The sequence below is a fragment of the Haemophilus sp. THUN1692 genome, assembly GCF_059704395.1.
Genome location: NZ_AP046579.1, coordinates 1,315,879 through 1,341,412 on the forward strand (window position 1 = coordinate 1,315,879; position 25,534 = coordinate 1,341,412).

General features: G+C 38.2%; 24 protein-coding genes, 1 tRNA gene and 4 pseudogenes. 7 read left to right on the forward strand and 22 right to left on the reverse strand.

Going from position 1 to position 25,534, the window contains the following annotated elements; genetic code table 11:
* Nucleotides 1-17: 17 nt before the first annotated feature.
* From AC6H0A_RS06510 to trmB, 4 genes are all read right to left on the reverse strand, one after another.
* The gene (locus tag AC6H0A_RS06510; protein WP_005643041.1) at nucleotides 18-299 is read right to left on the reverse strand and encodes a chaperone NapD; all 282 of its coding nucleotides are present in this window, start codon (nucleotides 297-299) and stop codon (nucleotides 18-20) included.
* The gene (gene napF, locus AC6H0A_RS06515; RefSeq protein ID WP_005643042.1) at nucleotides 292-822 is read right to left on the reverse strand and encodes a ferredoxin-type protein NapF; all 531 of its coding nucleotides are present in this window, start codon (nucleotides 820-822) and stop codon (nucleotides 292-294) included. Before napF ends, AC6H0A_RS06510 begins: the two co-directional genes overlap by 8 nt.
* Nucleotides 823-1,036: 214 nt before the next feature.
* Nucleotides 1,037-1,381 (reverse strand): YggL family protein, encoded by a 345-nt coding sequence (locus AC6H0A_RS06520; protein ID WP_005643044.1) that lies wholly within the window; start codon nucleotides 1,379-1,381, stop codon nucleotides 1,037-1,039.
* 112 nt (nucleotides 1,382-1,493) lie between these two features.
* Nucleotides 1,494-2,234 carry a tRNA (guanosine(46)-N7)-methyltransferase TrmB gene (trmB, locus tag AC6H0A_RS06525; RefSeq protein WP_005643045.1) on the reverse strand — a complete coding sequence of 247 codons (741 nt, stop codon included), beginning with the start codon at nucleotides 2,232-2,234 and terminating at the stop codon, nucleotides 1,494-1,496.
* 84 nt (nucleotides 2,235-2,318) lie between these two features.
* On the opposite strand from trmB, the gene priA reads away from it, so the two are divergent.
* A complete protein-coding gene (priA, locus tag AC6H0A_RS06530) occupies nucleotides 2,319-4,511 on the forward strand; it encodes a primosomal protein N' (RefSeq protein WP_044233251.1) in 2,193 nt (730 codons plus the stop codon).
* Between the two features lie 39 nt (nucleotides 4,512-4,550).
* On the opposite strand, the gene AC6H0A_RS06535 is transcribed toward priA, so the two are convergent.
* The 6 genes from AC6H0A_RS06535 to AC6H0A_RS06560 form a co-directional block, all read right to left on the reverse strand.
* A complete protein-coding gene (locus tag AC6H0A_RS06535) occupies nucleotides 4,551-5,597 on the reverse strand; it encodes an AI-2E family transporter (protein WP_005643049.1) in 1,047 nt (348 codons plus the stop codon).
* Nucleotides 5,597-5,935 carry a nitrogen regulatory protein P-II gene (gene glnB / locus AC6H0A_RS06540; RefSeq protein WP_005643051.1) on the reverse strand — a complete coding sequence of 113 codons (339 nt, stop codon included), beginning with the start codon at nucleotides 5,933-5,935 and terminating at the stop codon, nucleotides 5,597-5,599. Before glnB ends, AC6H0A_RS06535 begins: the two co-directional genes overlap by 1 nt.
* A gap of 1 nt (nucleotide 5,936) precedes the next feature.
* Nucleotides 5,937-6,530: a molybdopterin adenylyltransferase gene (gene mog, locus AC6H0A_RS06545; RefSeq protein ID WP_044233253.1), complete on the reverse strand. Its 594-nt coding sequence runs from the start codon at nucleotides 6,528-6,530 to the stop codon at nucleotides 5,937-5,939.
* A gap of 82 nt (nucleotides 6,531-6,612) precedes the next feature.
* Nucleotides 6,613-6,969, reverse strand: a complete 357-nt coding sequence (locus AC6H0A_RS06550; RefSeq protein WP_005627042.1) for a diacylglycerol kinase — start codon at nucleotides 6,967-6,969, stop codon at nucleotides 6,613-6,615.
* 14 nt (nucleotides 6,970-6,983) lie between these two features.
* Nucleotides 6,984-9,215, reverse strand: coding sequence for a GTP diphosphokinase (gene relA / locus AC6H0A_RS06555; protein ID WP_005643056.1), 2,232 nt, complete (start codon nucleotides 9,213-9,215; stop codon nucleotides 6,984-6,986).
* A 255-nt stretch (nucleotides 9,216-9,470) separates the two neighbouring features.
* The gene (locus AC6H0A_RS06560; protein WP_044233257.1) at nucleotides 9,471-9,776 is read right to left on the reverse strand and encodes a hypothetical protein; all 306 of its coding nucleotides are present in this window, start codon (nucleotides 9,774-9,776) and stop codon (nucleotides 9,471-9,473) included.
* A gap of 291 nt (nucleotides 9,777-10,067) precedes the next feature.
* On the opposite strand from AC6H0A_RS06560, the pseudogene AC6H0A_RS06565 reads away from it, so the two are divergent.
* Nucleotides 10,068-10,604 (forward strand): annotated as a pseudogene (locus tag AC6H0A_RS06565) (IS1595 family transposase); the annotation flags it as partial.
* A 197-nt stretch (nucleotides 10,605-10,801) separates the two neighbouring features.
* Here the strand turns inward: AC6H0A_RS06565 and AC6H0A_RS06570 are convergent.
* The 9 genes and pseudogenes from AC6H0A_RS06570 to glyQ form a co-directional block, all read right to left on the reverse strand.
* Nucleotides 10,802-10,878 (reverse strand) — tRNA-Ile (locus AC6H0A_RS06570).
* A gap of 146 nt (nucleotides 10,879-11,024) precedes the next feature.
* Nucleotides 11,025-11,726: a glycosyltransferase family 25 protein gene (locus AC6H0A_RS06575; RefSeq protein WP_005643060.1), complete on the reverse strand. Its 702-nt coding sequence runs from the start codon at nucleotides 11,724-11,726 to the stop codon at nucleotides 11,025-11,027.
* 65 nt (nucleotides 11,727-11,791) lie between these two features.
* Complete coding sequence (glyS, locus tag AC6H0A_RS06580) at nucleotides 11,792-13,858, reverse strand: glycine--tRNA ligase subunit beta (protein ID WP_005643062.1); 2,067 nt, start codon at nucleotides 13,856-13,858, stop codon at nucleotides 11,792-11,794.
* 17 nt (nucleotides 13,859-13,875) lie between these two features.
* On the reverse strand, nucleotides 13,876-14,328 hold the full coding sequence (locus AC6H0A_RS06585; protein WP_005643064.1) for a DUF2846 domain-containing protein: 453 nt from the start codon (nucleotides 14,326-14,328) through the stop codon (nucleotides 13,876-13,878).
* Between the two features lie 59 nt (nucleotides 14,329-14,387).
* Nucleotides 14,388-15,653: pseudogene (locus tag AC6H0A_RS06590) on the reverse strand (histidine-type phosphatase).
* 9 nt (nucleotides 15,654-15,662) lie between these two features.
* The gene (locus AC6H0A_RS06595; protein WP_005643070.1) at nucleotides 15,663-16,109 is read right to left on the reverse strand and encodes a hypothetical protein; all 447 of its coding nucleotides are present in this window, start codon (nucleotides 16,107-16,109) and stop codon (nucleotides 15,663-15,665) included.
* Entirely contained in the window at nucleotides 16,109-16,486 is a 378-nt protein-coding gene (locus AC6H0A_RS06600; protein WP_080567436.1) for a hypothetical protein, read from the reverse strand. Before AC6H0A_RS06600 ends, AC6H0A_RS06595 begins: the two co-directional genes overlap by 1 nt.
* A 1-nt stretch (nucleotide 16,487) precedes the next feature.
* Entirely contained in the window at nucleotides 16,488-16,748 is a 261-nt protein-coding gene (locus tag AC6H0A_RS06605) for a hypothetical protein (protein WP_005643074.1), read from the reverse strand.
* Nucleotides 16,749-16,805: 57 nt separating this feature from the next.
* Nucleotides 16,806-17,714: a glycine--tRNA ligase subunit alpha gene (glyQ, locus tag AC6H0A_RS06610; RefSeq protein ID WP_005628151.1), complete on the reverse strand. Its 909-nt coding sequence runs from the start codon at nucleotides 17,712-17,714 to the stop codon at nucleotides 16,806-16,808.
* 198 nt (nucleotides 17,715-17,912) lie between these two features.
* On the opposite strand from glyQ, the pseudogene AC6H0A_RS06615 reads away from it, so the two are divergent.
* The 4 genes and pseudogenes from AC6H0A_RS06615 (at nucleotide 17,913) to AC6H0A_RS06630 (ending at nucleotide 22,488) form a co-directional block, all read left to right on the forward strand.
* Nucleotides 17,913-19,886 (forward strand): annotated as a pseudogene (locus AC6H0A_RS06615) (TonB-dependent receptor plug domain-containing protein).
* Nucleotides 19,887-19,959: 73 nt separating this feature from the next.
* Nucleotides 19,960-20,746: pseudogene (locus AC6H0A_RS06620) on the forward strand (substrate-binding domain-containing protein).
* Between the two features lie 27 nt (nucleotides 20,747-20,773).
* On the forward strand, nucleotides 20,774-21,751 hold the full coding sequence (locus AC6H0A_RS06625) for a FecCD family ABC transporter permease (RefSeq protein WP_005643087.1): 978 nt from the start codon (nucleotides 20,774-20,776) through the stop codon (nucleotides 21,749-21,751).
* Nucleotides 21,751-22,488: an ABC transporter ATP-binding protein gene (locus tag AC6H0A_RS06630; protein WP_179230824.1), complete on the forward strand. Its 738-nt coding sequence runs from the start codon at nucleotides 21,751-21,753 to the stop codon at nucleotides 22,486-22,488. Before AC6H0A_RS06625 ends, AC6H0A_RS06630 begins: the two co-directional genes overlap by 1 nt.
* 47 nt (nucleotides 22,489-22,535) lie before the next feature.
* On the opposite strand, the gene AC6H0A_RS06635 is transcribed toward AC6H0A_RS06630, so the two are convergent.
* Complete coding sequence (locus tag AC6H0A_RS06635) at nucleotides 22,536-23,003, reverse strand: hypothetical protein (protein ID WP_044233260.1); 468 nt, start codon at nucleotides 23,001-23,003, stop codon at nucleotides 22,536-22,538.
* A gap of 152 nt (nucleotides 23,004-23,155) precedes the next feature.
* On the opposite strand from AC6H0A_RS06635, the gene AC6H0A_RS06640 reads away from it, so the two are divergent.
* On the forward strand, nucleotides 23,156-23,782 hold the full coding sequence (locus AC6H0A_RS06640; RefSeq protein WP_497512657.1) for an ATP-binding protein: 627 nt from the start codon (nucleotides 23,156-23,158) through the stop codon (nucleotides 23,780-23,782).
* A gap of 412 nt (nucleotides 23,783-24,194) precedes the next feature.
* On the opposite strand, the gene AC6H0A_RS06645 is transcribed toward AC6H0A_RS06640, so the two are convergent.
* Nucleotides 24,195-24,902, reverse strand: coding sequence for a hypothetical protein (locus AC6H0A_RS06645; protein ID WP_070047074.1), 708 nt, complete (start codon nucleotides 24,900-24,902; stop codon nucleotides 24,195-24,197).
* A gap of 19 nt (nucleotides 24,903-24,921) precedes the next feature.
* A complete protein-coding gene (locus AC6H0A_RS06650) occupies nucleotides 24,922-25,530 on the reverse strand; it encodes a hypothetical protein (protein WP_044233264.1) in 609 nt (202 codons plus the stop codon).
* Nucleotides 25,531-25,534: the final 4 nt, after the last annotated feature.

A 25,534-nucleotide genomic window follows, 5' to 3' on the forward strand; every position in this document is an offset into this window, starting at 1 on the left:
GGTATTGTTATAGTAATTTATTTCTTCTGCTCGTCTTGCTCGTGATACACCAATGACACATTAATAACACCATCAATGTCTTTCACGCTTTCCATATTGTCTAGCAGAATATGTTGATCATGCGATTGCATCACTACGACCATCTTTCCAAATTTTTCATCAAAAGTTGGAATTTCAGTATGTTCAATCGCTAAAAGTGCGGTTCGAATTGCCGCAAATTTTTCTGGATTACCTTGAATAATTAGCCCAACAACATGCCAATCTTTTGCGCTTTCCGGAGATAAATTTGTATTACTCATTTTGTTTTAGATAACTAATTTTAATCGCATTCACCGGACACCCCTGTAAACAAGCCCCACAGCCGTTACAAACATCCGTATTCACTAAAGGCTGCGCCACTCCACCCATTTGCAGACGAAAACTAATTGCTCTCATCGGGCAACTGTCTTGACAAGAACGGCACTCAATGAGATGTTGGCTTAAACAAGCCATGCCAATTTCGATTTTGTGTAACCAAGGCTTTTCATCGCAAGGATGGAAAATAGGTTGTTTACACACATCTACGCATTTTCCACAAAAAGTACATTCACCATTATCAAAACGAACTTCAGGAAAGCCTCCATCGCCTTTCACCAAAATATTGGTTTCACAGACAGAAAGACAATCGCCACAGCGCGTACATTGCTCCACAAAAATAGAATTTTCCACAGCCCAAGGAGGGCGAATTCCATCAAAGCCTTGTTTTTGCTCATTTTCTGAATGTAAAGACGTTAAGAATTTACCTCGTAAAAACTGTCTGCGGGGTAAGTTTTCAACGGTCATCGAACGTGCCTTTTGTGAATAAATAAACAAATGCTTTTTTAAGGCGTAGAATTATGCGACGCAACAGTTACAATATGAACCACCCCAAATGGGTAGATTGTTAAATTATTGAGCTTTATTTGTGATAGATCAAAAAATCTAAAGTGCGGTGAATTTTGCTAATATTTTTAATAAAACAGCACAGCGATTTATGCCATGCTGTTTTTAAATCAAATTACTCTGCTTTTGTTGGATATTCCCACCAAATATCAAATAATTCGCTTACTTCAATTTGTTGCAAACCATTTGTTTCTAACCATTTTTTCACAGTTTCACGGTGGCTTTCATCGCATTTACCAATTTTTTCTAGGCAAATTAAACCTTCCCAATATAAATACCCGCTACCTTCATAAGCTAGACCATTTGATTGAATCACTTCGTTAATAAAACGATCAACAATTTCATCTACTGTTTCAATCGCAGTACCTTCTGCAAATTGGAAATTTATAAGAAAACCAAGTTCTTGGAATTCAGCGAGGTGAAGTTTTTTGCGTTGACGTTGATTGTAAGATTTAGACATGGTATTTCTCCTATTAAGGTCGTATTCAAATCAGTATATTAAATTTGTGAATTTGGCATCGGATTTCCCCGACTTCAATCTTCACCCAAAAGTTAATTTGCCCAAAATAGGCTTATTTCTTCACAAAGTATAAATCCCAAACTCCATGACCAAGTCTGTGGCCTCTGGCTTCAAATTTAGTTAAAGGTCTAAAATCTGGTCTTGGAATATAATCACCATTTTTCGAGGTGTTCACTAAATCGGTGTTTGCACTTAATACTTCTAGCATTTGCTCAGCATAATTTTCCCAGTCTGTTACCATATGGATAAAACCATTTTCACCTAATTTTTGCACAACTTGTGCCACAAAGTGCGGTTGAACAATACGACGTTTATGATGCTTTGCTTTATGCCAAGGATCAGGGAAAAATAATTGCAAACCGCCAAGCGCACCATCTGCAATACTGTCTCGTAAAATTTCCGTGGCATCATGACAAATCACGCGTAAATTCGTTACGCCTTTTTCCACTGCATAAGCAATACAGGCACCAACGCCTGGAGTATGAACTTCAATGCCCAGGTAATTTTTGTCGGGATTAGCAAAAGCCATATCCACAAGCGATTTTCCCATTCCAAAGCCAATTTCTAATACAACTGGATTATCGTTACCATAAATCTTCGCAAAATCAAAAGGTTCCGTTTGATAGTCTAAACCAAGTGTTCCCCAGTTATCATTCATCATGTTTTTCTGAAATTCGCTTAAACGACCTGTGCGGAGAACAAAACTACGAACTTTTCGTTTATAGCGGCCATCTTCGGTAAATTCTGCGGTTTCAACGGTTTTACGTTTTTGATCAGCAAAAGTTTGTGTCATAAAAATCTTGTTCGTGAAAAAAATTGGCGGCGATTATACACGTTTTTCTCGTATAATAGGGCAAATTTTTTCCCAAGGTTGATTATGAAAATTGTCCGAGTGGCACTGGCTGTACCGCTTCCCCGTTTATTTGATTATCTCGTCCCCGATGATGTTTCATTACAAATCGGTATGCGTGTTCTTGTGCCTTTTGGTACACAAAAACGCGTAGCGATTGTGGCTGATTTTCCGACAAAATCGGACGTGCCAGAGGATAAGCTCAAAGCCATTCTTCAACCATTAGATTTAGCACCGCTCTTTACCCCAATTTATTGGGATTGGCTTCATTGGGCTGCAAATTATTATCAAGCGGGATTAGGCGATGTCTTATTTCAAGCCTTGCCTGTGAAATTGCGTAACGGCGAAAGTGCGGTGAAAAATGACTACACTTTTTGGCGAATTACAGATGAGGGGAAAAACGCCCTTGAACAAGGTCTATTAAAACGCTCGAAAAAGCAAGCTGAAGCTCTACAATGCTTATCTGAAATAGATCTTGAAAAAGGCAATAATGAGTTTTCCTCTACGATTTGCTCAACCTTAAAAGCCAAAGGGTTTATTGAAGAAATTACTATCCAAACAAAGCCCTTAAGCTGGCAACAAAGCTTAGGCGATAACCTAATTGTCAATGCTGAAAATCGCTTAACCTTAAATAAGCAGCAGGCCTTAGCCTTCAGCCAACTGCTCTTTCATTCTGGCTTCAATGTATGGCTGCTCGATGGGGTGACAGGTTCTGGAAAAACGGAAATTTATCTGCAGTATATTGAAGAAATTTTAAAATTGGGTAAACAAGTATTAGTGCTTGTACCCGAAATCGGCCTAACACCACAAACGGTGCACCGTTTCAAGGCGCGTTTCAACGTAGAAATTGATGTTCTTCATTCTAATTTAACCGATACACAACGACTTCACGTATGGGAGCGTGCGCGTTCGGGACAAAGTGCCATTGTGATTGGCACGAGATCGGCATTGTTCACGCAATTTTCTAATCTTGGTACAATTATTTTGGACGAAGAACACGACGCATCTTACAAACAGCAAGACAGCTGGCGTTACCATGCTCGAGACTTAGCTATTGTGCTAGCTCAAAAACTAAATATTGCCGTATTAATGGGTTCCGCCACGCCAAGTTTAGAAAGTATTAATAATGTACAAAACGGCAAATACCAACATTTAGTTTTATCAAAAAGAGCGGGGAATTCTACCGCACTTCGTCATTTCGTTATTGATTTGAAAAATCAAAACATACAAAACGGCTTATCAAGACCCTTATTGGAACGAATGAAAGCCCACCTCGAAAAAGGCAATCAAGTGTTGCTTTTCTTGAATCGCCGTGGCTTTGCGCCCGTATTGCTTTGCCACGAATGTGGTTGGATTGCACAATGCCCTCATTGTGAAAAACCTTATACCTATCATCAGCATCAAAATGTATTGCGTTGTCATCATTGTGGTGCACAGAAAACTATTCCTCGACAATGTGGTGATTGCGGCTCGACTCATTTAGTCACCACAGGTCTCGGCACGGAACAATTAGAAGAAACCTTGAAAATGCTATTTCCTAATTATTCTGTAGCGCGAATCGACCGCGATAGCACTGCGCGTAAAGGAAAATTGGAAGGTTATTTAGAAGATATTCAACAAGGAAAAAGTCAAATTTTGATTGGCACACAAATGCTTGCGAAAGGACATCATTTTCCGAATGTTACTCTCGTTGCCTTAGTGAATGTAGATAGTGCATTATTTTCACTAGATTTTCGTGCAGAAGAACGTTTAGCTCAACTTTATGTTCAAGTTGCTGGACGTGCTGGACGTGCCGATAAACAAGGCGAAGTCGTGCTACAAACACATTATCCTGATCATCCTTTGCTTACCACGTTATTAGCGAATGGCTACCAAGCTTTTGCAAAAGAAACCTTACAATTACGCCATTCAATGGGATTGCCGCCTTTCACTTTTCAGGCGTTATTCAAAGCACAGGCTCGACATTCTGAGCTTGCAGAAAATTGCTTAAGCCAAATTGCAGATTTTTTTAAATTAAAGCGAATCACGGGATTACAAATGCTTGGCCCAATGCCTGCACCGTTCAGCAAAAAAGCAGGGCAATATCGCTGGCAGTTATTATTGCAACATCCGTCAAGAATGACGTTGCAAAAAGCATTGCGAGAATATCAACAAGCCGAACTTGAAAAAAATAGCCAAGTGCGGTTAATTTTGGACGTCGATCCGCAAGACTTATCATAAAAAATGCGGTGAGAATTCACCACACTTTCTCTATAAAATCTATTTGAAATCTTCGACATCACCCAATAGACAGGCATATTTCGCCGTATTAGGACTGGACTCCAAAGCAATTTTTAACGCCATCGTCAGAGGAACAGAAAGTAGCATTCCCACTGTTCCAAGTAACCATCCCCAAAACAATAATGAGAGGAACACCACTAAAGTTGAAAGTCCTAACCGTTGTCCCATCATTTTAGGTTCAATAATGTTACCGACAACCATATTAATCGCAATAACACCGATTGCCACGCCAAAGCCAATGCCAAAACCGTTCAGTAATAAGGCTTGCACAATAATCGGAATAGCCGCAATGATAGAACCAATATTCGGAATATAATTCAGCAAGAAACTCAAGGTTGCCCATAAAATGGCATATTGAACCCCACTGGCTTCCAACAAAATAAAAATACCAATACCAGTAAGCAAGCTCGTGATACTTTTAATACCGAGATAACCAATTACGCCTTGCAAAACGCGATCAATATGGCGTTCTTCTTTGGCTGCATCATGAGGAGTTGAACTAATCACCATAGCAAATTTATGTTTCATCGTTGGCGCTTCAGCAAGCATAAAAATCACGACTAATACCAAAACAAACACATTACTCACCACGCCAGAAAAATTCAGCAATACTCGGCTCACAAAATTCATAATGATGCTTGGGTCAAAATTTTCTTGGATGGTTTCACGCGAAAGCGTGAAAGGCAGATTGAAACGTTGCAACAATCCAGTTAAATCACTCACGCGTTGTGAAAGCAAAACTTTATATTGTGGAATAGATTGGGTAAATTCTCTTGCAGTGCTGTTAATCAGCCCGACTAAGAAGAAAAACACCAGAGAAATCAAGACGAAAAGCAAAGTAATGGCTAACCAATGAGGAATTCGGCGTTGTGTCATCGCCTTAATCATCGGTGAGCAAATTATCGCGATAAATAGCGATAGTAAGAATGGCACCACAATTTCTGCCGCCAATTTTACACCAGCCAAGATAATAATCACCGAAGCAATGCCAAGCAAAGTGCGGTGTAAACTTAAATTATTTTGCACTAAATCGCATCCTCGTTTTCTTCGCCTGTGCGAATTCGGATCGCTCGCTCAACGTTATAAACAAAAATTTTGCCGTCACCGATTTTGCCTGTTTGTGCCGCTTCAATAATCGCTTCAATACATTGATCCACAAGCTCATCAGGAACCACCACTTCCAATTTCACTTTCGGCAGAAAGTCCACCATATATTCTGCACCACGATAAAGTTCTGTATGACCTTTTTGGCGACCGAATCCACGTACTTCCGTGATTGTCATACCTGAAATACCAATATCTGAAAGACTTTCTCGCACATCATCTAATTTAAACGGTTTAATCATTGCTTCGATTTTTTTCATGCTATTTCTCCAGATTTTCACGTTTTGCTGATTTAGGACGGAAACTTTCGATGATTTCAGGCTTGGTATCAATATATAAGCCGTTAATCAGTTGCAAACAATAAGGCACTGCGCTAAAAATGCCTTTTACAAGCACATTTCCTTCTTTATCTTTCACGCCTTCTAAGGTTTCTTTAATCGCTTTAGGCTGACCCGGAAGATTTAAAATCAGGCTTTCCTTACGAATCACACCCACTTGGCGGGATAAAATTGCGGTGGGCACAAAATGTAAACTAACTTGACGCATTTGTTCGCCAAAACCCGGCATTTCTCGATCCGCTACCGCAAGGGTAGCGTCAGGCGTTACATCGCGTTTTGCTGGCCCAGTTCCGCCGGTTGTCAGCACTAAATGGCAACCTTGTTCATCCACCAGCTCTTTTAATGTTTGTTCAATAACTGGCTGTTCATCGGGGATTAATCTTGTTTCCAAATGGAAAGGATCGACAAGCGCTTGTTCTAACCAAGCCTGTAATTCTGGAATACCTTGATCTTGATATACGCCTGCTGATGCGCGATCTGAAACAGACACCAGACCAATTTTTAAAAGTGCGGTCATATTTTTCCTTATTTTTATAAATAATTTTGATGTGATTGGATAAATCAAAAATGCGGTAAAAACTTACCGCACTTTTGAAGGACTAGAAGAATAAAATCCCGCCCCAAACGATACCGACAATACAAAGGGCAATAAATACCGATGCAGAACCTTGATCTTTCGCACGCCCTGAAAGCTCGTGGCGTTCTGTACCAATGCGATCAACAACTGCCTCTACCGCACTGTTTAAAAGTTCCAACGCCATCACAAGCAAAACAGAAGAAATCATTAAGATAATTTCTATTTTTGTCTCGCCTAGAAAAAAGGCAAGAGGAATTAAAATGCAGGCAAGAAAACATTCGTGGCGAAAAGCTGTTTCATTTTTAAACGCACTTTTTAAGCCTTGTAATGAATATTTAGTAGAATTGATTAAATGGGTTAGCCCCGTCGTTTTATACATAAATTTTCCTATTTTTATAAACGCTTCGCCTCGATAACATCATCTAATTTTGCTAATCGAGCCAATATTTTACTCAAACTTTCAACATTATGGAGTTCAATTTCCATATCAATCGTAGCAAGCTGTTTTTTGGTATCAGCACGGCTTGACACCCCTAATACGCTAATTTTTTCATTTGCCAGAACGGTCGTAATATCACGTAGTAAGCCATTGCGATCGCCTGCCACAATACGGATATTAATATGAAAACCACTTGCGTAATTTTCTCCCCAAATAGACTCCACCACTCGCTCTGGGTGAGCAGCTTGCAAATCTAAGAACTGTTCACAATCCGCTCGGTGAATAGAAATACCACGCCCCATTGTGATATAACCAACAATCGCATCGCCAGGAATAGGTTGGCAGCAACGTGCAATATGATGCATAAGATTGCCCACACCTTCCACAATCACATAGCCATTGTTCTTTTCAGATTTCTGCTGAGAATTGACCGCACTTTTGTTAGCAACGTGACGCAGAATTTCCTGATCCGCCTCTTCAGCGGTCACTTTAATCAATTTACTTTGCAAGAAGTTAATTAGGTTATTTAAACGAATATCGCCACTGCCAATACCCGCATAAAGATCGTCCAAATTTTTCAAGTTATAGCGTGGTAACGCATAAGGTTCCACTTGCTTAATACTTAAATTTAAACGCGCGAGTTCATTATCGAGTAATTCTTTACCCGCTGGAATATTTTTATCGCGATCTTGTTTTTTAAACCACGCTTGAATTTTGGCTCGAGATTTTGCAGTTTGAGTAAATCCCAAATTTGGATTTAGCCAATCACGGCTAGGGTTCGAATTTTTCTGGGTAATAATATCGATTTGATCACCCATTTGTAGCTGATAGGTAAATGGCACAATACGTCCCGCTACTTTTGCCCCGATGCAGCGATGACCAATTTCACTATGAATTGCATAAGCAAAATCTAATGGTGTAGATCCCGTTGGCAAATCCACTACTTCGCCTTTTGGCGTAAACACATACACGCGGTCATCAAACACTTGGCTACGCAATTCTGCCATCACTTCGCCAGAATCCGTAATATCATCTTGCCAAGCTAGCAATTTACGCAACCATGCAATTTTTTCTTCGTAAGCAGACATGCTGCCCGTATTGCCTTCCTTGTATTTCCAGTGAGCCGCTACACCTAACTCTGCATCATCATGCATTTGTTGGGTTCGAATTTGCACTTCAATTGGCTTTCCTCCTTTACCTAAAACAACAGTATGAATAGATTGATAACCGTTCGGTTTCGGGTTCGCAACATAATCGTCAAATTCTTTGGGTAAGTGTTTAAATTGAGTATGAACAATCCCAAGTGCGGTATAGCAATCTTGCAATTTTTGCACGATAATTCTGACCGCTCTTACATCATATAAACCGCTAAACTCAAGATGCTTTTTCTGCATTTTTCGCCAAATGCTGTAAATATGTTTCGGACGACCATAAACTTCCACGTGCTCAATATTTTCACGTAAATAACCGCTCAACTCACTGACGAAATCAGCAATGTAATGTTCACGATCAAGACGACGTTCCTGCAATAATTTAGCAATAGCGCGATATTGTTTAGGGTGGAGATAACGGAAGCAGTAATCTTCTAACTCCCATTTCAACTGACCAATCCCAAGACGGTTGGCAAGAGGGGCATAAATATAAGAACATTCTTTGGCGGCAAGGACCTTGTCTTCCTCTGCGCAACGATGCTCCGCATCACGCAAGAAAGTAATACGTTCGGCAAGTTTAATGATTACGCAGCGGAAATCGTCCACCATCGCTAACAACATACGGCGAACATTATCCACTTGTAATGCGTTAGCGGAATGGCTGGCATTGAGTTGGCGGATGTTATCCATTTCCAACACGCCTTTGAGCAATTTAGTGATTTTCGCACCAAACTTTTCTTTTAAACTTTCCCAGTCTGTTAATTTATTTGCAACGATAGGAAACAACATTGCAGTAAGCAATGTTTCCGCATCCATATTAAGTTCGTGCAAAATTTCTACCATTTCCACGCCAGACTGGAGCATCAAGGTAGCATTCTTCATTTCATCGGGATGAGTGCTCATTAAGTCACGTGCATAATACCACGCCTCGATCAAACTTTTTTCTGTTTGTTCTGCCAGTTTTAAGCCAGCGCACCATTGTTCAATCACAAAATCCTGCGGATTTAACAAATGAGAACCACGAACAGCAACCATAACGCCCCCTTGTTGATGAAGTGAAAAGCGAACATCCTATCGCTCCGTTTTGAGTGGCTATTCTATCAGAATATCCTCGTTATTTTGTATTAAATTACTGAATTAATAGGGGGGATCTATCACATTGAAAATTATAGTTTTTCTATATTGGTAATCTAAACAAATAGGTTTGCAGAGATGATAACAGTGCGGTTGTTTCTATAGATGCTTTAGATATAATAAAAATGGTAGGAAAACCTACCATTCGAATGATGTTTAATTATCCCTTATTAAAAAGGTAATCACTATTATTCCAAAAATACAATCAATTAACAGTTTAACTAAGAAGATAGCAATAATAGTGACAGTCCCAGCTCCGATAAAAAAGAAAAATCCATTTGGTAAAACAAGAGAATAAATCACAGGTGTAAGAATATAAACACCTGCTATATCCTTAATGATTTGACCAAAATAGTCTTGAAAGACACTTGTTAAAACCATACCAATCATTAATGACCATAGGAATGTAGAATAACTAGGATCGATAAAATATCCAATCAGTAACGTGATAAATGCTAACATCCTCAATACTCCAGTTTAAAATAATTTGTCATAGATTTGTTGAACTGTATCCATAAATTTTTTGTTTATATCTTTATTTTTATCAAGCATTCTGAATATTTCATCATTTCGCTTATATTTATAGTTTTTCTGAACTTCTGGTGTAATGATAATTTTCATTGCTAAATAAGGGACTGACGTAGATTAGCAAGTGTACTAGTCTATAAAAATGAAGATAACTTATTGTAAAATAAATAAGGGGCTACGACTAAAAATCCCATTTAAGTTAGAATAAAGCAATGAGAAAAAGTCGCTTATTACTTTCATCAATTACGCTTACTCATCTATCAAACAAGCCCACATTTGGAAATGTCTGAAGGTGAGATTGAAGCCGATGAAAGCTATTTCGGCGGTACCCAGAAAAGTAAACGTAGTCGTGGCGCTGTCGGAAAAGTCGCGGTATTCGGGCTTATCAAACGAAATGGCAAGGTTTATACCGTCGTTGTCCCTAATACATAATCAACGACATTATTGCCAATTATCCGAGAGAAAGTTAAGCCTGATAGCATTGTGTACACGGATACCTTTCGTCGTTATGATGCACTTGATGTCAGTGAATTTAGCCATTTTCGCATCAATCACAGCACGCTTTTTGCTAAAAATCATAACTACATAAACGGAATTGAGAATTTTTGGAATCAAGCAAAACGCCATTTACGCAAATTTAATTGCATTCCTAAAGAGCATTTTGAGCTATATTTAAAGGAATGTGAATGGCGTTTTAACAGCAGTGAAATAAAATCTCAAATTTCAATTTTAAAACAATTCGTTAAGGGGAATTTGGTCTAGCTATCTAGTACAGTCCAATAAAAATTTACCGTTCTTCTGTTCCCTCGTGTTTGTTCCTTCATAAAGAGGGAACATTTAAGGAAACAATAAAAACGAACAATGACAAACAATAAAAGACGAAAACAACAATAAGGTTGATTTTAAAATGCTGTTTTTATGATGTTTTTTGACAGAAAAGAGTTATTTGACAAGTCGAATGGTCCCCCCTGCCGGACTTGAACCAGCGACCAAGCGATTATGAGTCGCCTGCTCTAACCGACTGAGCTAAGGGGGGAAAGTGCGGTGATTATAGAGAAATAATCACTTGAAGTCTATAAAAGAAGGGATGATTGATGAAAAATCAATCATCCATTTTTATCACTATTAAAAGAAGCGCTCTAAATGTCACTCAATATTTAATTATGGAAAGTATTCAAATTATTACGTATTACACCTTGCTCTTTGACGATCAGACTCTAGATCAGAAGGTGCATCAAAGCCTCCTACGATATAACCTAAATGAGGCTTAACGCCTCTTACTCTTTCTTTATCGCAAAAATCAGTAAACCAATCAGCTAACCAATACGGCTTTTCTTTTTTTAATTTTTCCGTTAATTCAATGGCAAGTGATTTTCGAATTAAATATAAACTCGAACCAGAGTTATCGTATTCATAATACATAGGACAGAAATTTTCATCTAAATTAAACCAATCAAAGGCTAAACTTTGTAAAATAATTAAATCTACATTTTCTTGATTTAAGAAATATCCGTTTTCAAAAGTATCAATCACGTCTTGAAGTGACGATTGTAAGTCATTTTTTAAGAGCACATCATCTTCGGCAATAATAGCAAAATCTCGATCTAGTAAGGTATCGTCATTTGCAATTGCTTTCCAGCACGCAATATGGGAAAGGGTACAAGCAATTTCACCTGAAGTTACCTTCCGTCCCATTAAACTTTCACACAGTGAAGTATTAAAAAAAATTTCTAAATCAAATAGTTCAAGTAACTTCTTATCAACAGCGGGCATACGCGTAAATAAATTTGCTGAAGTTTGAGAAAAAAACTTTCTTAATCGTTCAGGAGAACGATTCAAATTAATGACGTACCCTTTTGTTTGTTTGTTTGTTTGTTTGTTCATAATTTCCTTTTTTGATTAGATGATTAGAATATAAATTTAAAAGCCCATTTCTGGGCATTAAATCATTATTGTAAAACAGAAATATCCGCCACTTGTAAGAACAAGCCTTGCAACGTATTTAAAATCGCTAAGCGATTTTGGCGTAATGCTGGATCTTCAGAATTTACCATCACGTTATCAAAGAAGCTATCTACTGGAGCGCGTAAGTTCGCTAATTTATCTAATACCGCCGTATAATCACCTTGAGCGATAAGCGGTTGAACTTCAGTGCGTAATACAAGTACAGCTTCAGCAAGGGCTTTTTCTGCTGGCTCTACGCAAGCGGTCAAATTGATCTCGCCAATTGCAGCATCCGCTTTGGCTAAGATATTACTTACACGTTTGTTTGCAGCTGCTAACGATTCTGCTGAATCTAAAGTACGGAAGTGTGATACCGCACGCACGCGCGCATCAAAATCAGCAGGGCGAGTTGGACGACGAGCCAATACCGCTTGAATTACATCTACCGCAATGCCTTCATCTTGATACCACGCACGGAAACGACCGAGCATGAAGTCCACCACATCAGAAACCACGTTTTGATTCGTGAGTTTATCACCGAAAAGTGCGGCTGATTTTTTCACTAAATCTTCTAAATCTAGTGGTAAATTTTTCTCTACGATAATACGTAACGCACCTAATGCCGCACGACGCAATGCAAATGGATCTGCACTACCTTTTGGTGCTTGGCCGATGCCGAAGATACCTGTTAAAGTGTCAAATTTATCCGCTAAAGCGACCGCACTTGCCACCAAAGATTTAGGTAATTCATCACCCGCAAAGCGAGGCATATATTGTTCATTTAATGCCACTGCGACTTCTTCATCTTCACCATCATGACGAGCATAGTGCATCCCCATTACGCCTTGCGTATCAGTAAATTCAAACACCATATTGGTCATTAAATCACATTTTGATAGTAAGCCCGCACGTTTTGCTTTTGCTTCGTCTGCACCGATTTGTTTTGCAATTTCGCCTGCCAGTTGTTCAATGCGGTCTGTTTTGTCTTTCAATGTACCCAGTTGTTGTTGGAATAACACGGTTTCTAAGCGTGGTAAACGATCAACCAGTTTTTGTTTTAAGTCAGTTTTAAAGAAGAATTCCGCATCGGTTAAACGTGGGCGAACCACTTTTTCGTTCCCGTCGATAATCACGGTTGGATCTTCAGGGTTGATGTTCGAGACAAAAATAAAGTGCGGTAATAAATTGCCGTCTTTATTATAAATCGGGAAATATTTTTGGTCGCCTTTCATGGTATAAACCAAAGCTTCCGCAGGCACGGCCAAGAAACGTTCTTCGAATTTTGCCGCTAATACGTTTGGATATTCCACCAACGAAGTTACTTCTTCAAGCAGGCTTTCTTCAATATCAGCCACGCCGCCAAGTGCGGTCGCTTTTGCTTGAGATTTTGCCAAAATTTCGGCTTTACGCTCATTGAAATCTGCCACCACAGAACCTTTTTCACGCAATAATTGTGGATATTGGTCTGCATGTTGAATTTCAAATTCTTTCTCGCCTAAGAAACGGTGTCCGCGAATAGTGCGCGCACTTGCCACTCCTAAAATTTCGCCTTCGATTAACTCATCACCCAATAACATAGTTACCGTGTGAACCGGGCGAATAAACTGCACGGTTTTATCAGCCCAACGCATTGGTTTGGGAATTGGCAATTTCGCCAACGCATTTACCACAATATCGTTCAGCAAGTTTTTGGTCGGCTGACCTTCAATTTTTGCACGATGAACAAGCCATTCACCTTTATCGGTCGCAATGCGTTCTGCTTGGTCAACGGTAATGCCACAACCACGCGCCCAGCCTTCTGCCGCTTTTGTTGGGTTACCTTCTGCATCAAAGGCAGCTGACACTGCGGGCCCGCGTTTTTCAATTTCTTTGCTTGGCTGTTGTGTGGCTAAGTTCAACACTTTCAACGCCAAACGACGTGGCGCCGCAAACCATTCGATTTTATCGAAGGTTAAACCCGCTTGGTTTAATTCCGCTTCAACGTTATTCGCAAAAGAGGTCGCTAATGTTTTGAGAGCTTTAGGTGGTAGCTCTTCTGTGCCGATTTCTACTAGGAAGTTTTGGGTTGTCATTGTTTATCTCTTTACAATTATTTAATTATTTCAATTAATTTACTCTGGAGAACGCCGCTTTTACCTGTTTTTTCATCTGATATGATTATATTCATAGTAACGCCAAATCCATCAACATTAGGATCTATTTTTATGTAGTTGTTACTATTAGGTAAAACACTAAAATTTTTCTTTATACTTTTTTCTTCAGTATACGATTCTATAAAATGCTCACCAGGAGAAACATTTACTACAAAATAAGTTTTGCCATGGGTTGTTGCGATTTCTTTATTATCAATAAAAATTTTTGCACCATAGAAAGGTCCTACTGATTTATCTCTGTAAACATAAAGATTAGCAGTATTATTGGATGGTACTTGAAACTCTTTTGCTTGAATATCCTCTTTATCACTAGCATATTGAGATAAAGGAAACGGTGTTGCACATCCCCCTGCTAATATAATACTTGATATTAATATTAATTTTTTCATAAAAATCCTCTTTTAGAAGAAGATATAAATCAGTCACTTATAGACTATTTTATCCAATTTTACTTCTTACCGTTCTTAATACTCTCACTCAACACCTGTTGAAAACGCTCGTAATCACAAAAACCATTTTCATCTTTTTTACAGCCTTTGAGAGTTAATGCTGTTTGGTTTGGTGGTGTAGCTAAACTTAATGGCGTGATGTTAATCAGCTGGTCGGTGGTTTGATATACATAATCTAACTTAAATTTGAGTTTGCTACTTGGTTTATGTTTCCACACTTCAAATAGTAACTTGCCTCCGATTGGGATATTTTCTAATGAATCATTCAATTCATAAGGCTCAACACCTAGTGCCGCAAGCAGAGCGACGATATTAGAATCGTGTCCAACCAATAAGTTAATTTTGTTTTCACTATTTAGCTGTTGCTGAATAAATGCCAATAACGGATATGATGCATTTTGTGCTAACGTTTCGTTGTTTTTAAATAACGTGCGGTAATATTCGTTTTTAATTTCATTAATTGCACGCCATTTGTCTTGGCTATTCACACGACCGTTTGCGATTTCTGAATCAGGCTTACCCACATAATGTGCGAGCAATAACGCACTGACAATTTTCTTTCCGGTGCTGATAGAACCCGTAATTTTTACCGACTTAGCGTCTTTAATACTGTATTCACCGACTTTTCCACCTAAATCACATTCGCCTTTTTGTAAGCAGTTTGGTGAATTTTTATAATCGATAATTTCACTTAATAACGCATAATTCGGTGCTAATTTTTGCTATAAAGCGGTTAAATCAACGTTATTTTTTGCAGATTCAATCAAGGCTTTACTTGGGTTGTTCGCCTGTGTATTAAAAATCGGATCTTTTTCTGAACCAATTTTACCATGATGTTGCAATTGAACATTACAGCCCGCAAATGCGCCAGAAACAATCGCTTGCCCTGTTGCAATGGTGCGTTGCACACCATTTGCATAAGCAAAAATGCCTTCGCCCGATGCACAACGTTCTGTTGTTAATAACCCTTTATCTGCAAGCCATTGACCTAAATACTGTCCGAAATAGGTTTCTAGCACCGTCCCTTTGGCAGTGAGGTAGCCAGATGGCACATTCCATTTTGCCCATTCATAAGGGGAGTATTTCGCCATTTCTTGCGGATCTTTTTCCACTGGTGAACGCAATCCGTGTCGGCTGAAAATCAATACTTTCTCTAATTCATAATCAAAACTTGAGGAAGTTTGACCATTTTCTGTTGCCAACACGCTAGTTGCTAAAGCTGAGCCGAGCAAAAGTGCGGTGAATTTTAGGGTTATTTTTTTCATATTCGAGACCTAATCATTTAATGTTGAAATTGAGCTATAAAAATTCAAGGCATATTTGGTGCCGTAAGCTAACACCATAAATACTGCAACAATATTGACTACCGCAAAAAAGATTAGTTGTTTACTGTTGCTCTCCACCCAGAGCATTTTAAATAATGCGAGCGTACCAATATTTTCATCAAGTTCGCTCTCTCCGCTTAGTGTTCTTAAGGTTTTCAGCATCTCGCGTACAAAAGCGACAGTATTTATTGCCATGACGCTGAGTGCAATAAATCCTGAAGCCAAACTTAAAAACAGCACTAGCACATTACTCCACGCCCAATGTGTCCAATTCAGCTCAGAATACATAAATAACGCCAGTGATAAAAACAACACAGCGGGTGTTAAATTTCGCAAAAACATTAAATAGTCATCGCCAATTTTAAATAAAAATTGTAAAAAACTGACTTTCTTCATTACTTACGAATTTTCCAACTTTTCTTGGTTTTCATTAAACGTACTTTACCATCTTTTGAGATATAGCCGCCTTTTACCACATCTAAAACCGTATTTTCTGGCAAATCAGACGCAAACACTTCAACCTGTTGTTTATCTCCCGAAAGAATACCGTAAACCGCTTGGGTTTTATTGGCTGGGTCGTCTAGCTTAATATCCGCTACATCAAACACTTGTACACAGGCTTTTCTCAAATAAGAATAAGACTGCCCCGCACTTGGTAAGCAACTGTGAGCATCGGTTCCGCCCACAGTTGGCATTTCAGCTTGCGGTTGAGCATTGCTACAAGCGGTCAAAATCATGGTAGAAGTTGCAAGAGCTAACGTTTTTTTCATCACTTTAGAAAATCTCTTTTAATTTGGATTCATCTAAAACAACATCGCCATTTGGTAATAACAACACAGGAATGCCTAAATAGCCATTTGCTTTCGAGTTATCAAATTCTGCATTACTATCGCGTAAACGAATGAATTGTTTGAGATTAGGTAATGAAGTTATAATTTCTACTTCATCGTAAGCCACGCCTAAGCGATCCAACTCCGCGACAAATGGTGCGGTATCTGGGCATGTTTCTGCATAAAAAAGAATGGGTTTGCTCATTTTGCTCTCCTAAAGTGCGGTCAAATTTCACCGCACTTTTGTGAATTTGTTTAAGCGTTATTTTTTACAACCTGGGAAACCTAAGGCTTCACGACTTGCATAATAGGCTTCCGCCACGCCTTTAGTTAAGGCACGAATACGTAAAATATAGCGTTGGCGTTCTGTCACTGAAATTGCTTTACGTGCATCTAACAAGTTAAAGCTGTGTGCCGCTTTCAAAATACGTTCATAAGCTGGCAATGGTAACGGTTTTTCTAAGGCTAATAACTCTTGTGCTTCTTTTTCGTATTGATCGAAGCAGTAAAATAAGAAATCTGTGTTTGCGTGTTCAAAGTTATAGGTTGATTGCTCAACTTCATTTTGATGGAAAACATCGCCATAAGTGGTTTTGCCTAATGGGCCGTCAGACCAAACTAAGTCGTACACGCTATCCACACCTTGAATGTACATTGCCAAACGCTCTAAACCGTAAGTCACCTCGCCCGTGACAGGTTTACATTCTAAGCCGCCCACTTGTTGGAAATAGGTAAATTGGGTCACTTCCATGCCGTTTAACCATACTTCCCAGCCCAAGCCCCAAGCACCTAAGGTTGGGTTTTCCCAGTTATCTTCTACGAAACGAATATCGTTTTTGGTAGGATCGAAGCCGAGCATTTCAAGCGAGCCTAAATAAAGTTCTTGAATATTATCTGGAGAAGGTTTGATTACTACTTGGAATTGGTAGTAATGTTGTAAGCGGTTTGGATTTTCGCCATAGCGACCATCCGTTGGGCGGCGTGAAGGTTGCACATAAGCAAATGCCATTGGTTCTGGACCTAATGCACGCAATGCGGTCATTGGGTGAGAAGTACCTGCACCCACTTCCATATCAAAAGGTTGAACAATGGTGCAGCCTTGGTTTGCCCAATATTCTTGCAGGGCTAAAATCATACCTTGGAATGTTTTTACGTTAAATTTTGTGCTCATAATCGTTGATCTAATGTGATTAAAAATGTTCGCATTATACTTGAAAGCGCAAGGCGGATAAAGGCGAAAAAGTGCGGTCAAAAAACGAATTTTTTTACAAAATAAACAGAATTTGTAAAGTAAATGAAAATTCTCAACTAGGGAATAAATTTCTATTGTACCAAAATAGCGCTCTTTTTAAAAAGAGGAACCAACTTAATGAAAACTAACTTAATTACTACCGCACTTTTATTGAGTGCATCGGCTTTTGTACAAGCTGAAACTAAAACTGAGCTTGAGCCGATCAATGTGTATTCGGCTTACGCAACGCCAGTAAACCAAGATCAAACTGCCTCATCAGTCACCGTATTAACAGAAAAAGATTTTGCAGAACGTAATGCGACTTATGTAAGTGATGTATTGAAGACTGTGCCAGGTGTGGCAATGGGGGCAACTGGAGGTCGTGGTGCTGTAACTAGTTTATTCTTACGAGGAGCAGAATCCAACCATACGGTGGTAGTGATTGATGGTGTAAAAATGAACCCTGTAAATGATGGTTTTGATTTTGGGGGATTAACACTAAGTAATATTGAGAGAATTGAAGTATTACGTGGTGAACAATCTGCGTTATGGGGAAGTGATGCGATTGGTGGTGTAGTTTACATCACAACCAAAAACGGTCTATATAAAGAAAAACCTTTTAACATTGATTTTGATTTAGGATTGGGATCTCACCGAACACGTGATGCATCAGCTACTATTTCAGGCTACCAAGGGGGCTTCTATTACGCACTCCATGGAGATAGTCATCGCACGGCTGGCATTTCTGTATTAAGTAAAGATAAATTCAATTATAAAGCTTTAGACGGTACATCAATTCCAACAGGTGGAGCAATTGAGCGTGATGGATTCCATCGCGACAATGGTTCATTGCGTTTAGGCTATGATGATAATAATAAAGGTGTGGAAGTCTTAGCATCACACTCTTCACAAACAACCAAGAATGATACGTTATTATTAAGTGAAGCCACGGATAAAGACTTTTTCCGTACACGTGAAACCATTTTTAAATTAAGTGGTTATGTAGGCAATGATCAAGAGCTATTTAAACATAAAGCTAGTGTTAGCCATATCAAAAATAATTATGATTATGTAAGTACATCCCCGTATACTCGTGATTGGAAAAAACTCAATGCAAATTACCAACTTGGTATTAACTTCGATCGTGAAGGTTATTTAAAACAAGGTGTGAGTATATTAAGTGAATATTAAAAATCACATTATGAAGCTCAATCTTCTTCAACATTCAAAGAACAAAAATTAATTGAAAAAAGCATTGCCACAGAATACCGTTTATTTACTGAAGATGACCACAGTCTTTCTTTAAGTGGGCGTTTTACAGATAGTGATAATTTCAAAAACACTTTTACTAGCCGTATCGCTGGCGCTTACCGTTTATCTGAAAACGTGAAAGCCCACGCAAGTTTTGGTACTGCTGTCCATAATCCAAATTTTGTAGAACTTTACGGTTACGGTACATCAACGTCTTCGTACTTTCCTGCAATTACTTGGGTTGGCAATCCAGATTTAAAACCTGAAAAAAGCCGTGGCGGAGAAGTTGGTTTCTTATTAGAAACAACTAATAAAAATCATAGCTTAGACGTAACTTATTTTGCTCGTATTGTGAATAACTTTATTGGCAGCGAACCTGTAGCAACAAATGTAACCCGTGCGATTAACGTTAAAGGCAAAACGAAGGTAAGAGGCATTGAAGTTGCTTATAGAGGTAAAATCACTGAGGCGTTGACTGGTTATGTAAATTATACCTACACACAAATCAAAAATGGGGAATCTCGATTAGGTGCTGAAGGGGATACTTTAATTCGACATCCGAAAAATACAGCAAATGCAGGATTAGCATATCAAATCACTGAAAAATTAGGTTCAGATATCAATGTCTCTTATGTTGGCAAACGTTTTGATACTTATTTCCAAAGCGTTCATCCATACGCACAAAAACGCGTAAAAATGCCATCTTACACTTTGGTAAATTTAGGTGTGAATTATCAATTAATTCCAAATCTAAACATATATGCGAACTTGAACAACGTATTTAATAAAAAATACGAAAATGCTATCGAATATGGTCAAGACGGACGTAATGTTTACGTTGGGTTGAAAGGATCGTTCTAATTATTACCCACTAATAAGGGCGTGCTTAGCACGCCTTTTTACATTCTTGATGGCGTAGCGTATCATTATCTATATGCAAAAAACTCGTTTAATTTTAACCGCACTTTTCTTGCCCTTGACTTCGTATGCGTCGGAGCAATTCGTTTCGCTTACACTTTGTAGCGATCGTCTTTTGTCGGAAATTGCACGCCCTGAGCAAATTGCAGCACAGTCTCCTTATTTCTAAAAATCCCTTGATGATGTTGGATAAACTCAATGTGGATAAGCCAACACTTGAGCCCAAGCTCACCGCATTATTGCCCTATCTCGATAAAACGTTTCTGATCAATGAAACCTTTTATCCACAACTTGTAGTAGATTTAAAAAAACTAGGGGCAAAAATTGAACCAATTAATGACACGCCACAAACGGCAGAAGAATTATTTGCGCTAATATTGCACTTGGGCAAACTCACGGGTAACGAAACGCATGCGGAATCTTTGGTTAAAAAACTTAAATTACAAGATTCTCGCCTCAATCTATCACTCACCGACACATTGATCCTTTCAGATACAGGCATTGTAGAAACTTATACGCCACAGTATCCCACTTTACTTAACTTGCTAGGCTTAACCCCGCTAGAAACACCACTTACGGCACAAAATTTTTCTCTTGAAAAAGTGTTACGAGCTGAACCCAACGTGTTGATTGAAATCAGCGACCAACAAAGTTATAACGAGCAAGCGGAATTGCTTAAACATCCGCTTTTAGAAAATCTTTTTAAAAATCGACCGCACTTTCGTATTCCAATGAAATATACTTATTGCTTTGATCACGGTGTGTGGCAAGGGGCAGAGAAGATTTACCAACAGTTAAAATGATATTTGGATTACATAGGAAATTGATCATTGACCAAAACACTAAAATTAAATACCGCACTTTTCTTAGCGTTGCTGTTGATTAGCAGCTTTGCGATTTATCATCAGCTCGGCGATTTTGCTCATCTCAAAAATGCCGATGGTGTGCTCACGGATATGCGCTCGCTCGTATTGCTTGATATTCGCCTGCCGCGCATCGGATTAGCCATTTTAACTGGCGCAAGCCTTGCTTTAGCGGGTAATGCAATGCAGGGGATATTTCAAAATCCGCTGGCAAGTCCCGGATTATTGGGAAGTAGTGCCGGTGCAACCACTACTAGTGTCTTTTTGCTTTACTATTTTTCCGTACCCTTAAGTCTGTTGCTTATTGGCGGTGTAGCTGGAGCGTTATCTAGTTTTTTATTGGTTTATTTAATCGCTAAAAATCATGGCACAACGGCAATGATTTTAAGTGGTTTAGCCGTCAATATGTTGCTCTCTGCTGCCGTTGCATTGCTACTTTCGAACGCTGAAAGCCCGTGGGCGTTAGCTGAACTCTACCGCTGGCTACAAGGTTCTCTTGTGTGGGCAAAACTTGATACGCTACTCATTTCATTTCCAATCGTATTATTGGGATTGTTCTGTTTATATCGTGAACGCTGCTATATTGACTTGCTCACTTTCGGTGAAGAAACCGCTAGCACAATGGGCGTGAATCCTAAACGTAGCTTTTTCGTCACGACCTTTGGCGTGGCATTATTAGTTGGTGCAACGATTCCGCAAACAGGTACTATCGGTTTTATTGGCTTAATCGCACCGCACTTTGCGCGCCTATTGCTAAAAAAACGCCCTTCGCAACTTTACATCACCAGTGCATTACTTGGCGCATTATTGCTACTTATTGCGGATCTTTGCGTGCAATATATTCCAATCTTCTCACATATTTATATTGGCACGCTCATCGCAATCATTGGCGCACCTTGCTTAATTTGGATTTTAATTACGGAGCAACGCAAGTTGGCAAGATAATGATTAGAATCGAAAATCTTTCTCAGCCTTATGGCTTAAATAACATCAGCTGCACGCTTCCTAAAGGAAAACTTATCGGCATTATGGGCGCAAACGGTGCGGGCAAATCAACTTTGCTCAAAACGATTGCAGGAATTTTACCTATTACAAAAGGTGAAATTTATTTTGGAAACAGCCCGTTAAGCAAAATGAGTACAACGGAAAAAAGCCAGCAACTCGCTTATCTTGCGCAAGATACCAATATCCATTGGAATTTATCGGTTTATGATGTCATTGCTCTCGGCTTAAATTCGCCATTATCATCAGCAAAAGAGCGGTCAAAAATCACGGAGATTTCACAAAAATTTTCGATTGCACATTTGCTTAATAAATCCTTTCAGAAACTATCAGGCGGAGAAAAAGCACGGGTGCAACTCGCTCGTTGTTGTATCAAAAATGCGCCGCTATTGCTTGCCGATGAGCCAATTGCGCCACTCGATCCCTATTACCAAATAGACATGATGGAACAATTAAAATCACTCATGCCACAGCATACTTGCGTTGTAGCGGTCCATCATTTATCCCTTGCATACAAATACTATGATGAAGTGATTTTGCTCGACAAGGGCAAAATCATTGCAACTGGCAAAACACAAGCGGTGCTAAATTCAGAGAATCTTGCAAAAGCCTTTGATATAAGCGTGAAATTTGATGTAGAAAGAAGAGAGATTTATGGAATAGAGAAATTGGAAACCTAATTCCAATTTCTCATTTTGCTGAAAGTAAAAGTTATTTTCGAGAAAAATCAACCGCCCTTACAAATCAACCAAGGAATTTGCTTGCCTTGTTGATTCTTGTAGTAAATTGAACTTTGAGATCGCGCGATTAAATCCACATAACTTCCTTGAATCGGATCATACGAACGATAAACCACTTCAAATTTTGTACCGCGCGCATTCAGTGTCAGCGTGTATGAATGATCAAAAGGCACCGCCTTGCCATTATCTAACTGGAAATAAAACCCGAAGTTATCTTTCATACGGCTTTCACGCGACAGAGGGAAATAAGTCGTCAAATGAGAAATCTCCCCAGTTTCTTTATTATTACAACGATAATGATATGGCTTGTAATTAACAGAATTATTTAACTCAGCTTGGCTAATATTATTCTTTAAAAATCGAGATTTAACCGTCTTCTTTGGCTGATGTGTTGTGGTACAAGCAAATAAACTCACAAGAACACCCACAAATAACGCCATCTTTAATTTATTCATAAATACAAAATTCCGAGAAATAAGAAAGCGCGTATGATAGCGGAAATTGGGGATTGTGCAAGGGATTGGAATGAGACTAAAAAACCGAAATAAAAACTGGAAATGTAATTCCAAATGTACACAAAAAAATAAAATATGGAAATTAACTTCCAATTGACACTCAAGACTTCCAACAGCTTATTCAAGAAAAAATACCGTCCTCTCAAGAGAAAATCTACTTTCTTATTCTTAAAAGCGTGATTCTCTTTTTAGCGGATAATGTCAGTCAGTTGGTGAATCCGAGCAAAATTAGCAACACTCTCACGTCCGAACGTATCCCCACTTCAAATCACACCATCAGCAAATATCTTGATTTGTTAGAAAATGCGTTTCTGTTCTATAAAGCAAAACAATACGATATTCGCGGAAAAGGCTATTTAAAAACCAATGCGAAATATTTTATTGTGGATAACGGTTTAAGACGGCACGCTATCGGCAAAAAAGGTGCAAATTATGCCAATCGCTTAGAAAATATCGTGTTTATTGAATTGCTAAGACGAGGTTATAGTGTAGATGTCGGTAAACTCGACAGCAAAGAAATTGATTTTATCGCCCGAAAAGCCGATGAAATTTTATATGTGCAAGTCGCCTTTAAAACCCCTGAAAATACCCACGAAACAGATAATCTCTTACATATTAAGGATAACTACAAAAAGATCTTAATTACGGGGAAATATTACGAACAAACAGAGATTGATGGGATTGAGGTGATTTATGTGGTGGATTGGTTGTTGAAATAAATCCCAAAACGCTGAAAATTTTCACCGCACTTTTTGTATTTAACGCTTATTTCGGCGCGCATTTCCTACCGCGTGCCGTAGAAATTAAAGTGCGGTGAGTTTTTGAAGTGTTTTTTAGTGAAACTAGGCACACGCTGGGAAGCGTGCGCCATCGTGGGGGATTAAAGTGCGGTGAGTTTTTCAAGTCTTTTTTTATTGAATTTCGGCACAACAGATTGTGCTAATAAGGAAAGATAGCGCCAGCGTCCATGCTGGTGCTGTTTAATAAAACATTGCGAATTTCACACATAACCGTCGGCAGAATTAATATTCAAAATCTTTTAGATTTTTTGACTGCACTTTTAGCTGATAGGCACAAGCGAGGACGCTTGTGCTATCAAGGACCGCTGGATATGTGCATCGTCGTTTTACATTATTTTATTAATGGTATTTTATTAATAAGATTAAGCAATATAGCTTTATCAAAAATAATAAAATAGAAAATAAGAATTGCTAGTAAAAAAATGATGATTATACCTGTTAGATTTATGACTCTTTCTAATGTTAATGAATATTTAAAGAATACAATTGTGAAAAATATATTTATACTAAGTAATAGTGTAACCAATGTTGTTCCAATAAGGAAATAAATAGATATTATCTTCCACTCTCTTTGCATATTCCAATATTCTGAAAGGTTTTTATTATATGCGTGATTAGCTAATGCCTTAAACTCATTCATCGTGAATAATTCTTTTACACATATAAATGATAGCGCTCCTATAATTAATATAAGTGATGATTTTAAAATATTGTTTTTTGACAATGCTTCTTTTTTATAAATGTTATATAAAGCTATAGGTATTAATGCTAGGCTTGCATGAATGTACTTAATTATATTTGATATATAATATGCATGCTTAAATAGAATATAATTCATAAATATTATGAATCCAGTTATAAAAATTCCAAATAGAATAAGCTCATTTCCATCTGATGATGAATTTTGATTGGTTTGATGATAGTGATTATATACAATGTTATTACTATTATTCTGATTTCCGTAGCCAATTTGCTTAATATTATTTCCATCACCAGAAATATTAGTTTTGCCAATTTGGGCTTTAATGTTATTTCCCATAAATTTCTCCTAATGTTTATTAATATAAATTAACATAAATGATAGTTTTGTTTTCTGGTTTGTAATATATATCTCCTAGCCACATCTTATCTCTTTGAGCAGTCTTTATATCAACTATTTTTGCTATTGGAGAATCTAAGATAATAACTTCATACTCTCCATATTCATCTGGAATAGGTAAACATCTAATATTCTCGTTTTTGATTTGTATATACCAGTAAATATCATCATCACTATCGTGGACATTTGCAATATAGGGGTCTAATGTTGCAGAGAAGATTTCCTTTAATTGGAATTCCTGTCCTATAGCTAAAGAAACTTTATTCGGTAAGTTACCTGAGTGAAACAGGATTTCATTTTTAGGTAAATACAATTCTACATTGGCTAATTCCTTAGCTACTTCTGATAAAGGAAAGGAATTTGGATCATCAATGTAGCTTAAAGTTTTTGGAAAACAATCAAGTGTGGGATAATCCTCTAACCAGAGTTTTCTATTACTAGAATTAAACAAGGGTTTATCTAAGTCAGCAATATTCTTTCTAAAAATAAAATATTCAAAATATTCCTTTATAGTTTGAAAGTTACTTAGAGGAAATAGATGCTGGTATATATTAGGAAGTTTTTTCATATTA